This is a genomic window from Pseudomonas sp. 9.3L, from assembly GCF_058536285.1.
Genome location: NZ_JBZUBK010000001.1, coordinates 3,520,879 through 3,537,220, shown reverse-complemented (window position 1 = coordinate 3,537,220; position 16,342 = coordinate 3,520,879). Strand labels below are relative to the sequence as shown.

Genomic DNA, 16,342 nt, shown 5'->3' with positions numbered 1-16,342 from the left:
CAGTGCGAGACCCACGACATGGACGTTCGTCAGTTTGATTTTCTGGTGCGCCAGCCCTCGGCCCGTTTGAAAGAGCGGCAGGCCTTTTGGGGCATGCCCAAGCGCGGCATTGCGCTGATTCTGGTCAACGCGCTGTTCTGGCAGCCCATCTGGGCCCAGGCCGAGGGGATTGCAGTCAGTGGCGGCACCAACACCAGCCTCAACCAGGCCGGCAATGGCGTGCCCATCGTCAACATCGCCGCGCCCAATGCCACGGGGCTGTCTCACAACCAGTACCAGCAGTACAACGTCGGCGCCGAGGGCGCGATTCTCAACAACGCCACCGCCCGTACCCAGGCCACCCAACTGGGCGGCATCATCGTCGGCAACCCCAACTTCAACGGCACTGCCGCAACCACCATTCTCAACGAAGTGGTGGGCGCCAACGCCAGCCAGCTCAAGGGCTACACGGAAGTGGCCGGGCAGGCGGCGCGGGTGATCGTGGCCAACCCCTATGGCGTGACCTGCAACGGCTGCGGCTTTATCAACACCCCGCGCGCGACCCTCACCACCGGCAAGCCAGTGCTGGACGGCGACCGCCTGGACCGCTTCCAGGTGGACGGCGGCCAGGTCACGGTCGAAGGCCAGGGCCTGGACGCGAGCAGCGTGGACCAGTTCGAAATCATCACCCGCGCCACCCAGATCAACGCGCAGATCAACGCCAGGCAACTGGCGGTGATTGCCGGGCGCAACGATGTAGACGCACACACCCTTAACGCCACCGCCCGCGCCGACGACGGCAGCGCCAAGCCCAGCGTGGCCATCGACAGCTCTGCCTTGGGTGGCATGTACGCCGGCGCGATCAAGCTGGTGGGCACCGAAGCCGGGGTAGGGGTGCGCTTGGCCGGCAACCTGGCCGCCAGCGCTGGGGATATTCAGATCGACGCCAACGGGCAGCTCACCCTGGGGCAAGCCGCAGCCAGTGGAACAGTGGCGGTCAAGGCCGCCAGCGCCGACGTGCAGGGCACGGTATACGGCAGCAACGTGACGGTGCGCACCCAAGGTGCGCTTAACGTTCAGCAGAACGTGGCCGCCCGTGACAGCCTTCAGCTCAGCAGCGACGGGCAGCTGACCAACAGCGCCATCGTGGAAGCGGGCGTGAATGCCGACAACAGCCGCAATGGCACGGGGGATGTGACAGTTACCGCGCGCACCCTGCGCAACACCGGCAGCCTCACTGCCAGCCGTGGGCTTACCGCCAACGTTAGCCAGACCCTGAACAACCAGAGCGGCACCCTCAACAGCCAGGCACGCACCCAAATCACCGTCGGCACCCTGGATAACCGCCAGGGCGGACGTGTACTGAGCCAGGGCGCGCTCGACGTGCGCGGCGAGCAGGTACTCAACGACAACGGCGAGCTGGCGGCCGCAGGCAGTGCCCAGGTCACCGCCGCGCGGGTGAGTAACCGCAACGGCCAGGTCACCGCAGACCAGCGCCTCAACCTTCAAGTTACCGGGGCTGTGGACAACCAGGGCGGCCTGCTGGGCGCAGGGCTGGGGCTGGTGGTGAACGCCGCCAGCCTGGACAACCGCCAGGCCGGCGTGGTGGTGAGTGACGGCGCCTTGGACGTTACCCTCGGCGGCGTGCTGGATAACCGCGACGGCGGCGAGGTGCAGGCCAAAGGCCCGCTGACGCTTGCCAGTGGGGCAGTTGATAACCGTGGGGGCCGTGTATCCACCCAAAACACCCTCACCCTGCGCGCCGACGCCACCGACAACCGGGGCGGGGTGTTGCGTGCTGACCAGGCCGCGAGCCTCACCGTTGGCCGCCTGGATAACAGCCAGCAAGGCGCTATCACCAGCCAGGCAGGCTTCGAGCTGATCGGCCAGCAGCTCAACAACCAGGGCGGCCTGCTCACGGCCGCCGGCCCGCTGCGCTTGAACCTCGACGAGGTGCTCAATGGCGCTGGCCGTATCGCCAGCCAGGGCGACCTCACCGCCACCGTCGGCAGCCTTGAACAGCAGGGCGGCGAGCTGGTTGCCCAAGGCAGCCTGGCCTTTACTGGCAGCCGCCTGGACAACCGCGCGGGCGGTTTAGTGGGCGCCAAAAACGCGCTAAGCCTCATCGTTGAGCGCATCGACAACCGTGGCGGCGAGCTGTCCAGCCAAGTGGGCGTAACCCTCACCGGCCAGCAACTGGACAACAGCGACGGCGGCAAGGTACTGGCCGGTACTGCACTGCAAGTGGCAGTGGCCCATGTGATAAACCAGAACAAAGGCCTGTTGTTCGGCGACACCCTGCGCCTCGACGGCCAGCGGTTGGACAACGGCCAAGGCACGGTGGCCGGGCAGAACGGCGCGGTGCTGGCCCTGAGCGACCACCTGGACAACACCGCCGGCGTGGTCAGCAGCGAAGCCTTGCTCACCGTGAATGCCGGCAGCGTACGCAACGCCGCAGGCAGCTTCTCCAGCGCCGCAGCCCTTATGCTCAACGTCACGGGCGCCCTGGACAACCAAGGCGGCGCTATCACCACCGACGCCGCGCTCACCCTCACCAGTGCCAGCCTGGATAACCGCAACAACGGCCTTATCTCCGGCAAGGGCGCAACCCAGGTAACGACCGGCGCCCTGGACAACAGCCACGGCGGGCGGCTGACCAGCAGCGATGCGCTGACCCTTAACGCGGGGCAGGTGACCAACCAGGACGCTGGCCGCATCGCTAGCGCCCTGGCCCTGGCCGCTAACGTCACCGGCTTGGATCAACAGGGCGGGCAGCTCTTCAGCAACACCGCGCTCACCCTGGACCTCAACAACGGCGTGCTCAACAACCAGGGCGGTTTGATCAATGCCCCCGGTGCGCTGGTGCTCACCCACCTCGATACCCTCAACAACCAGGGCGGTGAGCTGTCCAGCAACCAGGCCTTTACCCTGGCCGCCCGGCAACTGGACAACAGCGGCGGCAAGCTGTTGAGCGACGGGCGCCTGACCCTGCGCATCGCCGAGGTGATGAACAACCTCAAGGGCGCCGTGGCGGCCAACGGCCTGGACCTGACCGCCGACAACCTGGACACCACCGACGGCCTGCTCAGCAGCCGTGGCGACGCCACCCTGGTGGTGCACAACGGCCTGATCAACCAGCGTGGCGCGGTCATTGCCGATGGCGACCTCGTGCTCGACGCTGCCACCCTGGACAACCGCCAGGGCCAAGCCTCCAGCAAACGCAACCTCACCGCCCGTGTTGGGCGCCTGCAACAGCAAGGCGGGCAACTGGTGGCACAAGGCGCGCTGAGCCTGACCGGCGACACTCTGGATAACCGCGCCAACGGCCTGATTGGCGCCACCGAAAGCCTGACCCTGGCCGTGACCGACGTGGACAACCGTGGCGGCGAACTCTCCAGCCAGGGCGCTATTGCCCTCACCAGCCAACGCCTGGACAACAGCGACGGCGGCAAGGTACTGGCGCAACGCGCCCTCGCCCTTACGGTGGGTGAACTCACCAACCGCAACAATGGGCTGCTGTCGGGCAGGGCCGGCCTCACCCTCAACGGCGGCCGGCTGGACAACACCGGCGGCGCGCTGGCCAGCCTGGCGGCCTTGAACATCAACCTTGCCGATGCACTCGACAACACCCAGGGCCTGCTCAGCAGCGAAGGCACCTTGAACGTGCAGGCGGGTAGCCTGGTGAACGCCGGTGGCCAGCTCTCCAGCGCCGACGCGCTCACCCTTGATGTCCTAGGCGTGCTGGACAATAGCGGCGGCCGCATCGTTACCGACAGCACCCTTACCCTGCGCAGCGCCAGCCTCATCAACCGCGACAACGGCAACCTCAGCAGCAAGGGCGCGTTAACCCTTACCACGGGCGATTTCGACAACAGCCAGGCGGGGCGCGTAACCAGCGGCGACCGCCTGACCCTCACCGCCGCACAGCTCACCAACCGCGACGGCGGCAGCATCGGCAGCGCCCAGGCCCTGGTGGCCAGCGTGACCGGGCTGGACCAACGCAACGGCCAGCTGTTCAGCAACACCGCGCTTACCCTGAACCTCAACAACGGCCTGCTCAACAACCAGGGTGGCCTGATCAACGCCCCCGGCGCCTTACTGCTGCAACAGCTCAACGAGGTGCAGAACCAAGGCGGCGAGATATCCAGCGCCCAAGCCTTCACCCTGGCCGCCCAACGCCTGGACAACAGCGGCGGCAAGCTACTGAGTAACCAGGGCCTGACCCTGCGCATCGCCCAGGCCTTGAACAACGTTAAAGGCCTGATCGCCGCGGCCAGCGTAGACGCTAGCGCCGGCACCCTGGACAACAGCGCCGGCACCCTCACCAGCCGGGGCGACCTGCAACTGAACGTGACTGGCCTGCTCAGCAACCGCGACAACGGCCTGCTCAACGCGACCCAGGCCCTGAGCCTGATGGCGGGCAGCCTGAACAACCAGGCCGGGCAGGTGCTGGGCAGCAGCGCCCTGACCCTGACCACCGGCGCGTTGAGCACCGGCGACGGTGGCCTGATCAACAGCCAAGGCACCCTGAGCCTGACCGCCGACCAGCTGGACACCAGCAACGGCGGCGAAGTGTCCGCCAAGGGCGACATGACCCTGGCCCTGCACGGCCTCACCCAAGCCGGGGGCCGCCTGCTGGGCGATGCCGCCCTGAGCCTGGACCTCAACGGCGCCGACCTGAACAACCGCGCCGGGCTGATTACCGCCAAAGGCCCCCTGGCCCTTAACCACCTGGGCGCGGTCAACAACCAGGGCGGCGAACTCTCCAGCGCCCTAGGCTTTACCTTGGCCACCGCTGCCCTGGATAACAGCAACGGCAAGGTCATCAGCAACGAGCAACTGAGCCTCAACGCCGCCAGCGTGAACAACCAAAACGGCCTGATCTCCGGCTGGCAGGGCCTTACCGTTACCGGCGGCACCCTGGACAACCGCACCAACGGCACGCTCTCCAGCCGCGCCGGCAACCTCTCCGCTGCGCTCAGCGGCGCACTGCTCAACGGCAACGGCGGCGCCCTGGTTAGCCAGCAAGCCCTTGATGTAAGCAGCGCCAGCCTCGACAACCGGGGCGGCATCCTCTCCAGCGGCGCCGGGCAAACCCTGGCCACCCGTGGCCTGCTGGACAACAGCCAGAACGGCCAGATCGACAGCGGCGCCGCCCTCACACTAACCGCCGACGCCCTCAGCAACGCCGCCGGCAACCTCAGCGCCCAACAGGCCGTGACCTTCACCGGCACCACACTGGACAACAGCGACGGCACCTTCAGCAGCCAGGGCGCGGTCACCCTCGACCTGCTCGGCGCCTTGACCAACACCAACGGCAAACTGGCCAGCGCCGGCCCCTTGCAGCTGCTGCGCAGTAGCCAGGTCAACAACCAAGGCGGGCAACTGGTGAGCCAGCACCTGATGACCCTTAACACCGGCCGCTTGGACAACAGCAACCGCGGCACCGTCGCGGCCAACGAACGCTTGGTGATCGCCGCCAGCGGCGACGTCCTCAACAGCGCCGATGGCTTGATCTACAGCCAGAACGCGGCCGTGCAACTGCAAGCCGCGAGCCTGTCCAACACCCAAGGCGCGGTACAGAGCCAAGGTGCCCTGGCCGTAAACGTGAGTGGGGATGTGGGCAACCTCGATGGCCGCCTGATCGCCCAAGGCGGCGACCTGGCCATTACCGCCGCTAACCTGGACAGCCGCGGTGGCGTGCTTTCCAGCCTGCAAGGCGCGTTCACCGCGCACATCACCGGCGTGCTGAAAAACGGCTACGACCTCAACCGCCAAGGCGGCGTGATTCAGGCCCAGCGCCTGGACCTGCTCGCCTCGGCGGGCCTGGACAACTACGGCGGGCGCGTGTCCGCCCAGGGCGGCGACGCACTGGTGGCGGCCAACAGCTTCGACAACCGCAACGGCGGCCTCTACGCCAAGGGCCTGGTGCGCTTTATCGGCAACAGTTTCGACAACAGCGGCGACAACGACGGCCAGATCGCTGGCCAGCAGATCAACCTCAACCTCAGCGGCGCGCTGAACAACCGCTTTGGCGTGATCGAGAGCGACACCACGCTTAACATCACCGCTGCCAGCCTGGATAACCAGACCGGCAAGATTCGCGCCCTGGGTAGCGCCGGCACCACCCAGTTCAACATCGGCGGCACCTTCGACAACCGCAACGGCACCCTGGAAAGCGCCAACACCGACCTGGCCTTCAACGTCGGCAACTTCCTCAACACCGGCGGCAGCCTGCTGCACGTGGGCAGCGGCGAGTTCGGCATTTCCACCGCCAACATCACCAACGCCGGCGGCAGCATCGTCACCCGTGGCGGCCTGACCCTCAACGCCGACAGCTGGACCAACAGCAGCGTGATCCAGGCCGGGCGCCTGACTGTAAACGTGGGCAATTTCACCCAAACGGCAAGCGGGCAATTGCTGGCGAGCAATGCCTTTGTGGGCACGGGCGGCAACTGGACCAACGACGGCCTTATTGCCAGCGACGGGAGCCTGAACCTCAACCTGAATGGGGCTTATGAGGGCAATGGGCGGCTCACCAGCCTGGGCAACTTCACCCTCACTACCGCGCAGCTGAACCTCAGCACCGCCGCAAGCATTGCAGGCGGTGGCAGCACCGGCCTCAACGTAGCCGGCCAACTGACCAACCAAGGCCGCTTGACCTCGGCCGGTGACCTTGCCGTTAGCGCAGGTGCCCTGAGCAACTACGGCACCCTCGGCACGGGGCAGAACTTGACGGTCAATACCCCGAGCCTGCTGAACGACCATGGGTTGGTGTTCAGTGGTGGGGATATGCAGTTGAATGTGGGAACCCTCGCTAACACTACAGGCGACGTTTACAGCCTTGGTCGGTTGGGCATTGGCGGCAACAATGGCGCTGCCAGAGCGGACCTTCTAGACAACTTTTCGGGTTATATCGAAGCGGCAGGTGATATGACGATCGGTGCTTCGGTTTTAAAAAACCGGGGTGAAGATTTCAATCCAGAACGCCATCTGGTCTCTGGCTTTATTGCGGTGGGTTGCTACGACTGTCAGGGTAGTACCTACGACATCCTCTATGGCGTAAGGGAAATTTATAAAGCCTCTGTAAGCAGCGATGCCAAGGGAGCAACGCTGACCACCGGTGGTAGTTTCAGTTTCGTGGGAGGGGATTTCACCAATAGCCGAAGCACGGTTGCGGCAGCCCGTGATATTTCTATCCAGGCGGACAATTTCAATAATATTGGTGCATCCGGTGGCACCGTAGAGCGCACCCGTACCTACCGTACCGGAGGTATCAGCAGCGGTACGCATTTTAACTTCTTGAATGGCGATCTCTATAACTACAACGTCCACAACGATGATGGGCCACAAGTTTTCCACTACATGGATTCAGAGACCGACTTCGAGGTTGCTACGCAATACGGTGCAGGTGGTAGCGCTGATTTGGTGAACCAGGTTACCGGAAAGCACCTTAAATATTACAGCGGGTTTGACTACGAGTTAGGTGAGTCACAGTACGACCCTAATAACCTGGTTGAAATACCTTCATTCCTGACCAATAGCAATTTCACCCTTAACCGGGATGTTGAGGTTGCTATTGAAGACGGTAGCAGCGTGCAGTCGGCTATTGTGCAAGCGGGAGGGAAGGTGACTATTCAAGCGTCGCAAAACCTGACCAATAGCGTGGTGCACGAAGACTACGCCTATAGCTCAGGTACGAATAAGGTCACGGCGACTCAGCCCTCGGGGTCCAGCATCCCGGTAGTTGCACATATCAATGCCCAACTCCCCCCCAACCTCGCCCAACAACAAATCAACCCCCTGAGCCTCCCCGGCTTCAACCTGCCCACCGGCCAGAACGGCCTCTTCCGCTTGAGCGGGCAGGGCGGCAGCGCGGCGCAAGTAGCCCAAGCAACCGGCGCCCCGCAGAGCTGGAGCCTTGCCGGTGCCAGCATTTCCCTGGCCCAGCGTGAGCAAGGCATCCCGGACGCCCTGGCGCGTGACGTGCAGATCGGCGGGGCCGCGCCGCTATCGGCCAACGCGGGTCAGCTAACTACCGTGAATCGCCAGAGCGCCGGCATCACCGCCGCGTCCACGGCTATTCCGCTCCAAGGCAACAGCGATGCTGGTAACGGTGCCTACGTATTGCCCGGCTATCAGGCTGGGGCGAGCAACACCAGCCCCGCTGCGCAAACCGTCAGCAAAGTACAAGGCGTGCCCAGCTCGGCAGCACGGCCCAACACCAACAAATACCTGATCGAAACCAACCCCGTACTCACCGACCTCAAGCAGTTCATGAGTTCGGACTACCTGCTCACCGGCCTCGGCTACGACCCCGACCTCAGCGCCAAGCGCCTGGGCGACGGCTTGTACGAGCAGCGCCTGGTACAGCAAGCCATCACCGCCCGCACCGGCCAGGCCTTTATCGATGGCCAAACCTCCAACGAGGCGCAGTTCAAGTACCTGATGAACAACGCCCTCGCCAGCAAACAGGCGATGAATTTGAGCGTGGGCGTGGGCTTGACGAGTGAGCAAGTCGCCGCCCTCACCCACGACATCGTGTGGCTCGAAACCCACGAGGTGAACGGCGAAAACGTGCTGGTGCCCGTGGTGTACCTGGCGCAAGCCACCGGCCGCCTCGGCCCTACCGGCGCACTCATCGCTGGCAACGACGTGAGCCTGATCGCCGGCCAAAACCTGGACAACGTCGGCACCCTCAAGGCCACCAACAACCTCTCCGCCACGGCCGGCAACGACCTGGTGAACAGCGGCTTGATCCAGGCTGGCAACCGCCTGGACTTGCTGGCGGGCAACTCGGTGGTGAACAAGGCCGGCGGCATCATCGCGGGCCGCGACGTGAGCGTGACCGCGCTGAGCGGCGACGTGATCAACGAGCGTACCGTCACCGCCGTGGACAGCAGCGTGCGTGGCCAATCCCACAAAGACTATGCCGACAACGCCGCCCGCATCGAAGCCGCCAACGACCTCAGCCTCTCCGCAGGCCGCGATATCAACAACCTCGGCAGCGTGCTGCAAAGCGGCCGCGACCTGAGCCTCAACGCCGGGCGCGACGTCAACCTCGCCGCCACGCAACTCACCAACAGCCTGATCCTGGACCCCAAACACACCAGCAGCGACATCACGCAAGTGAGCTCCACCGTCACCGCCGGCCGCGACCTCAGCGTACAAGCAGGCCGCGACCTCAACGTGATCGCCAGCCAACTCGACGCCAAGCGCGACGTGGCCATGGCGGCCACGGAAAACCTGACGATTAGCTCGGCGGCGGACGAGCAGCATTCGTACTCGAAGAGTAAGAAGGTCACCCGGCAGGAAGACCACGTTAGCCAGGTGGGAAGCACCATCAAGGCCGGTGGTTCAGTCGCCGCCAGCGCAGGCCAGGACCTCGCTGTTATCGGCAGCCAGATCAAGGCCGCTGAAGACGTGGCCCTGGACGCCAAGCGTGACGTGTTGATCGGCGCCGCCGAGAACGAAGACTTCTCCTACTACTACAAAAAGAAAAAGGGCAGTTTCGGCCGTAGTAAAACCAAGGAAACGCAAAGCTACACCAGCACCAACGTCGGCTCGGTGATCGAAGCCGGGCACGACCTGACCGTCAACACCGCCCAAGGCGACAACGGTGGCGTGACCCTCAACGGCGGCCGGGACGTTACCGTGGTGGGCAGCCAGTTGAAGGCCGGCAATGACCTGCTGCTGGGTGGTACCGGTGATGTGGTGATTGCTGCGGGTGAAAACGAAAGCGGCAGCTCTTACAAGAAAACCAAGTCCGGCGCGTTTGGCCTCTCCAAAAGTGGCCGCACTCAGCTGAACACTCAAACCACCCAAGCCGGCAGCGAGTTGGCAGCGGGCAACGATGCCGTGCTTCTGGCAGGCCGTGATGTGCAATTGAGTGCCAGCAGCCTGGCAGCGGGGCATGACGCCCAATTGCAAGCGGGCCTGACGGACAAGACCGGTGATGTGAACCTCAATGCGGCCAGCGATGAGGCGTATGTCTATGCCGAATCCTGGAAGAAGAAAACCGGCCTGTTCCTGAACGGTGGCTCCAGCCTTACCGGTAGCGGGGGTGAAAAAGGCTTTGGCGTATCGGTTGCCAAGGGTGAGAAGAAAGGCCACGAAAGCCAGCAGACCACCAGCATCGGCAGCCAGGTTACGGCGGGTAACGACGCCAGCCTGGGCGCGGCGCGGGACATCACGCTCACCGGCAGTAGCGTAAGCGCCGCCGGTACGGTGTCACTCGATGCCGGCCGGGACATCACCCTGGCTGCTGGCAACACCGCTAGCCAACAAGCCAACTGGTCGAGCAAAACCGCCAGTGGCCTGAACCTGGGCGCAGACCGTAATGGCTTTACTGCCTTTGCGGGCAAGGAAGCGGCCAAGGACAAAACCACCCAAGGCCATGAAGGTGCCGCCCCCAGCAGCCTCAGCGGCATGGACGTTAGCCTTACCGCTGCCCGGGACATTCTCCAGGCAGGCTCCGATGTGAGCGCCGTGCGTGACGTGGCCTACTCAGCTGGCCGTAACATTACGGTCACTGCGGCCAACGAACGCGATACCGCCAGCCGTGAGTCGAGCCTGTCTCGCTCAGGCCTGACCGTTACCGCGAATCACAACATCGGTTCTACCCTGGACGCCGTGAGGGATGCAGGGCAGGGCGAAGATGCAGTTAGCAAAGTCTCCAGTACGCTGGCAGCGGTAGACGCCGTGGACCAGTTCACGCGCGGGCCTACCCTGGAGGCCAGCCTCGGCAATGCCAAGAGCAGTGCCAAGAGCACAAGCACCACCGATAGCGGGCGTGCCTCGACCGTTGATGCGGGCCGGGACTTCACTGCCGTGGCAGGCGACACGCTGCAGGTCAATGGCAGCCGAGTAGGCGCAGGCCGTGATATCAACCTAAGCGGCCGTGATATTTCGTTAGGGGTTGCTAACGGCCAGATCGCGCAGACCGGAGCGCAAACGCAAAGCAGCGCAGGCCTCAACGCCGGCACCACCAACGGCGTGAAGCTGGGTGTGGGTACCAGCCAAGGCATAGCCAACCAAACCGGCACGCAACAGACGTCGCTGGCCAGCAGCCTCGACGCAGGCCGCGACATCAACGCCCAGGCTAAAAATGACCTCACCCTCGTCGGCGCCCAAGCCAACGCTGGGCGAGACATCCAGCTGCAGGCCGGCAACGACCTCACCATCAAGGCCGCGCAAAACGCCTACGCCAGCCGCGACACCCGGCACAGCAGTGGTAGTGAAATAGGCCTGACCGCAGGCCGCAGCGGCGTAGGCGTCTACGCCAGCGCCAACATGGGCCGTGGCACCCTCAGCCGAGACGGCACCCAGGCGCAGGTGGCCTCAGTGAACGCTGGCAACCAGCTGGCGCTTATCAGCGGCCGCGACACCACCGTGAGCGGCGCCGTGTTGCATGGCGACAGCGTTAACGCCAGCGTAGGCCGAGACTTGACCGTCAGCTCCGTGCCCGATACCGGCAAAGCCAGCGGTAAGCAAACCGACGTGAGTGGCACGGTTACCGCCGGCCCACTCCCAGGGCTGAGCGGCTCCGTAGGGTATGGCCGTACCAACGGCAAAACCAACTGGGTGGCCGAGCAAACTGCGATTACTGCGGCCAACCAGCTCAACCTCCAGGTAGGTGAACACACCCAGCTCAACGGCGCGCTGATCAACTCCAGCACCGGCAAGCTCCACCTGGACACACAGACGTTGGGCTTTGCCGACATATCAGGCCTGAACAAGGAGCACAGTTACTACCTCAACGTGGGGGGCAGCTTTGGTGCCAGCTTCGGCGCCAGCGGCGCACAAGACCCCAGCCAAACCGGCAAAGGCAAGCCTGGCGTAGCCGGCTGGAGCGTGCAGGGCTACAACGCCAACACCAACCGCGAGCAGCAAGTGCGCGCCACGGTAGGGGCAGGCGACATCGTGGTACGGGGTGATGCCGGGACGGGGACGGATTCAACGGCTGGGCTTAACCGCGACCCGAGCAAGGCGTACGAGATCACGCGTGATGAACAGCACCGGACGGAGGTGTATGCGTCGAGTTCGTCTATTGATGCGGTGACGCATCCAGTTCAAACGGCTTCGAGCTGGGCACATGCATTGGTCAATTACGACAAAGTGACGAAGGCAAACTTCGATCAGGCAGCGCTCATCGTAGGTAATCAGATTGATCGTTTGCAGCATCCAGGTGCAGGGGATAGTGCTATCGCTGCTGGAGGGGAAAAGCTAGCGGAGCAAACCTTAAGTGCTCTAACAGACGCGGGCATCGAGCGTGACAAAGCCCGTGCGTTATTGGCTGACAAGGATTTTCAAACATTAGTCCTTAGGGAACTGGCTGACATGGCCTCAGCTCAGGATGCAGACCCGAAGGCTATTGCAGAGATAAAGAAAACCCTGATCGATCCCATAACAGGTGAGCGAAATATTCAGGTCACGAGCGGGATAAAAAGAACCGCTGAGCAGCAGATACTGACGGGTGCTTCCTATATCAATCAATACCTTGAGGAAAATCCAGACAAAATAGAGTTGGTTGAAATTACCCTGGCGGCTGCTCAAGGCCCCAAAGGCCTCATGATGCTCGCGGCCCAGAAGGCGCTTAAGGAAACTGAAGCGGGCCAGAAGTTGGCGGAGTACTCTGCTGCCGTTGCACAGGCAGCAGGCAAAAAAATTGCTGAAACTGTCGAGGGTCAATCGTTTGACCCGCTGACTGATCATTTCGTGATTGGCGGCGGTACGCTTATGGCCGCTTTGCTAGTAGGGGTGGTTGGTGTAGCAGTTATAAAAGGTGCAGGTGTAGGTGCTGTAACCGAAAGGGCACCTTTGCCTGTTGGATACCGCGAAGGTAGCTCCGTAGGGGCATCGTTTAACGCTACGGGTGGTTTGCCTGAAGGGTATCGTCGCGTTGTTAGTAAAACGGGCAATACAGAGGTTTTGGGAGGCGACGGTAAGCTTTACGTTGAAGGAAATAATGGACTCGTTCCCAAGGCCGAAGGTAAGCTTGAAGGCCTCAAGGCGGCTGAGCGGGAGATTTCACTAAAAGGTGCAAAAGCGACTGGGACAGCAGGCAGGATTAAGATTGAACCTGGGGCAATACCTGACGTAAACGAAGCACGTGCAGGACAGGGATTATCCGATCTTGGGTACGATGTTACGCATCAAACCACCGCATCAGCTAAAGGTATTCAAGGGCAGCGAACTGCGGACTTACATGTTGATGGGATCGGTTCCATTGATGTGTATACGCCGAACAATCTTGATCCGACAAATATTGTTCGAGCGATAGAAAAGAAGTCGAATCAAGCCGACGGGGTCTTGGTGCAGGCGGACCTGTCAAAAGGTAACATGTCGTCCATCGCTGCCCGTATGTGGGGAAAGACAAATGCGCAGAGTATAAAAACTATATTCTTTCAGAAACCCGATGGATCATTGGTCCGATTTGATCGGCCTGATGGAGGAGGCTAATTATGTCGAAGTACACGTGCACCTGTGGCTACGTTATGAACCTTTCGCAAGGCTGGTCAGATTATGAGTTGACTCTAATTCCTGAGTCAGCGATAGAAAGCTTGGGGGATAGGCTAGACAGTGAGAACAAGCTATCTTCTGATCAGTTATATAAAAGCCTTGATGGAAAAGCCATTACGGTGTACCGATGCCCGAAGTGTAGCCGATTACATTTAGAGGAAGAACCAAACAAATTTACTACTTACATAGCCGAGCAGGCTATTTCTGGATAGAGACCTAGCCTGCAATTTGAGGTCATGGTGCAAAATATTCTGACGGGCAGCTGAGGCTTTATTCGGGAAATCCTGGTGCAAAAGAGGTGCCCGCTGTTAAGTGGAATGCTCAAGAAGCACTTTCCAGATCATAATTCGTACAGGCTAGGCCGAAGTGTTTTGACAAGTGATCCACGTAAGCTTGCTGAAAGTGCTGGGACTAGACAACAGGTCGGTAATATTCCAGTTGGGATGCCAGGCTCGAAAGAAAGGGTAAATTTGGTGGGCCTATAGAGGCATATATAGATGGAGGAGGCGTGGCAACACCTACTGCGAATGGAATTCACTATTCTAAGGATGGCATACATATTGTTCCAGCGAGGCCGTGAATGATGTTCTCTCTTGATAAAGCGATCGTAATTTTTTAAATTTGATAAGGATAATCAATGAGGATTGGGCTGTACGCGCAGTGCAAGAGATTCAAGAGATCTTGAGGTGTTCGCCATTTGTAGATGGTTAGATAGTAATTAAGTACTGGTTTGGGTGCATGTTCAGTAGGTGGCTAGCTATGTCTAAAAGCTAGCTCTGGCACGAAGTTTGAATTTTGCTTTATGCCAGAGCCGTTAGATTCGTGACTAAATACTGGTTGCTCTATACTCCTAGTTTTTATAAGGTCGTGTCTATTTTGATTATAGTGTCCATTAGTCTGTCATGCATTGGGGTAAGCAAGCAGTGTAAATGAAAGCTAGCTAATTGCTTTTCGTCCGCATCTTCTAGTAGTTCCAAAAGAATTCTTATGCTACATTCAATAACGTTTAGCTGGGGACTGTCAGAAATTTTGTGTTCGGGCATAACATGAGCGAAAGGAGCCTGTATGCCGACCAAAAAGAAACCTGCGCGCCAACCACTGAGAGATCTGCCCAAAATCCCGAAAGCGCTGCTTGAGTCTTTCGGTGAAGGGTTGATGACCGCTGATGCCATCGAGATGGCCTCTGCGGCGTTTAAGAAAGCCTTGATCGAGCGCGCCCTGAATGCCGAACTTGGTCACCATCTGGGCTATCCATCGGGCGCGCAGCGGCCGGAGGATGAAACCAACCAGCGCAATGGTAAAAGCGGCAAGACGGTTCTAACCGGCAATGGCCCGATTCGGCTGGAGATTCCGCGTGATCGAGATGGCAGTTTCTCCCCCATCCTGATTCCCAAGCACGAGCGCCGTTACACCGGTTTTGACGACAAGATCATCGCCATGTATGCCCGCGGCATGACCGTCAGAGAGATCCGTGCGTTCCTCTGCGAGCAGTACGGCACGGACGTGTCGCCTGACTTCATCAGCTCTGTAACTGACGAGGTCATGGCAGAGATCGGCGCGTGGCAACAGCGGCCCCTGGAGCCGATGTATCCCGTTATTTTCTTCGATGCCCTGCGGGTCAAAATCCGTGAAGAGGGGCTGGTTCGTAACAAGGCGATCTACCTGGCGCTGGGTGTATTGCCCAACGGAACCCGCGATATCCTTGGCATCTGGATCGAAACCACGGAAGGCGCCAAGTTTTGGATGAAGGTCTTTAACGACCTCAAGACACGCGGCGTCGAAGACGTGTTGATCGCGGTGACCGATGGCCTCAAAGGCATGCCAGAAGTCCTCAGCGCCGTGTTTCCAAAGACGACCTTGCAGACCTGCATTGTTCATTTAATCCGCAACAGCCTTGATTACGCGGCCTGGGATAAGCGCCGCGAATTGGCCAAGGCGCTCAAGCCGATCTATCAGGCAGTCACCGCCGAAGCGGCCGAGCAAGCGCTGGATGCCTTTGAACATGGACCCTGGGGCAAGCAGTACCCCACAGTCGTGGCGGCTTGGCGACGCGCGTGGGATCGAGTCATTCCATTCTTTGTGTTCCCGCCTGCCATCCGAAAAGTGATCTATACGACCAACGCCATCGAGAGCATCAATGCGCAGTTGCGTAAGATCATTAAAACTCGAGGTCACTTCCCGACCGACGAGGCCGCAACCAAGCTGATCTGGCTGGGGTTACGTAATATCACGGCCAAGTGGGGCAACGCAGCCCATGATTGGAAAAGCGCGATGAATCAGTTCGCGGTTCTGTACGGAGATCGATTTATCAGGCCGACCTGGTAAAGCATGGCTTGCCTAACGGCAGGCCGTTACCGGCCCGCACACAAAAAATCTGACAGGCCCTTTAGCTGCTGCCTCGCTTGCTCAACTGCATCTACAGTTGAACTCAGTGATTTAGTCTCGACCTTCAAGGCATCTGCTATTAAAGTCGGAGCATTCTCAATCAAGTTCAGAATATTTCGCTGAATCTCCGAAAAGGCTTTCATTCTTCACCCCAAAGGCCGGTGTGAAGCTGGTGATTAGCAGTTTCCCTTTTTTTAGTTTTAACGTTATCGACATTTAGAGAATCGCATAGGTAACTTACATAAGCAGGGTTTTGACCTGAAAGTAACTGAAGTGAACGCATGAGAGGCTCCCTTGCTAACTGGAGCTGCCACATGTCGTCGCCAAACGAGCAGGGTGGCAGCTGTACGCAGGTTGGCGAACCGGGGCAAAGGAACCCGGCAGGCCCGAAGGCCTCCCGCGCACAGCCGCCATAACACATAACCCCAGGCACAAAAAAAGCGCCTGAATTATGAAT

The 16,342-nt window shown here is 60.7% G+C and carries 4 protein-coding genes; all 4 read left to right on the top strand.

Going from position 1 to position 16,342, the window contains the following annotated elements; translation table 11 throughout:
• The first annotated feature begins 18 nt into the window (after nucleotides 1–18).
• Nucleotides 19–13,440, top strand: a complete 13,422-nt coding sequence (locus AC4LE2_RS16360; protein ID WP_491826749.1) for a hemagglutinin repeat-containing protein — start codon at nucleotides 19–21, stop codon at nucleotides 13,438–13,440.
• Nucleotides 13,441–13,442: 2 nt separating this feature from the next.
• The gene (locus tag AC4LE2_RS16355; RefSeq protein ID WP_491826748.1) at nucleotides 13,443–13,712 is read left to right on the top strand and encodes a DUF8617 domain-containing protein; all 270 of its coding nucleotides are present in this window, start codon (nucleotides 13,443–13,445) and stop codon (nucleotides 13,710–13,712) included.
• Nucleotides 13,713–13,981: 269 nt separating this feature from the next.
• Nucleotides 13,982–14,080 carry a hypothetical protein gene (locus AC4LE2_RS16350; RefSeq protein WP_491828156.1) on the top strand — a complete coding sequence of 33 codons (99 nt, stop codon included), beginning with the start codon at nucleotides 13,982–13,984 and terminating at the stop codon, nucleotides 14,078–14,080.
• A gap of 485 nt (nucleotides 14,081–14,565) precedes the next feature.
• Nucleotides 14,566–15,825 (top strand): IS256 family transposase, encoded by a 1,260-nt coding sequence (locus AC4LE2_RS16345; protein WP_491826747.1) that lies wholly within the window; start codon nucleotides 14,566–14,568, stop codon nucleotides 15,823–15,825.
• Nucleotides 15,826–16,342: the final 517 nt, after the last annotated feature.

Coding starts and splice junctions, on each gene's coding strand:
- AC4LE2_RS16345 (WP_491826747.1), top strand. CDS start 14,566: ATGCCGACCAAAAAGAAACCTGCGCGCCAACCACTGAGAGATCTGCCC.
- AC4LE2_RS16360 (WP_491826749.1), top strand. CDS start 19: ATGGACGTTCGTCAGTTTGATTTTCTGGTGCGCCAGCCCTCGGCCCGT.
- AC4LE2_RS16355 (WP_491826748.1), top strand. CDS start 13,443: ATGTCGAAGTACACGTGCACCTGTGGCTACGTTATGAACCTTTCGCAA.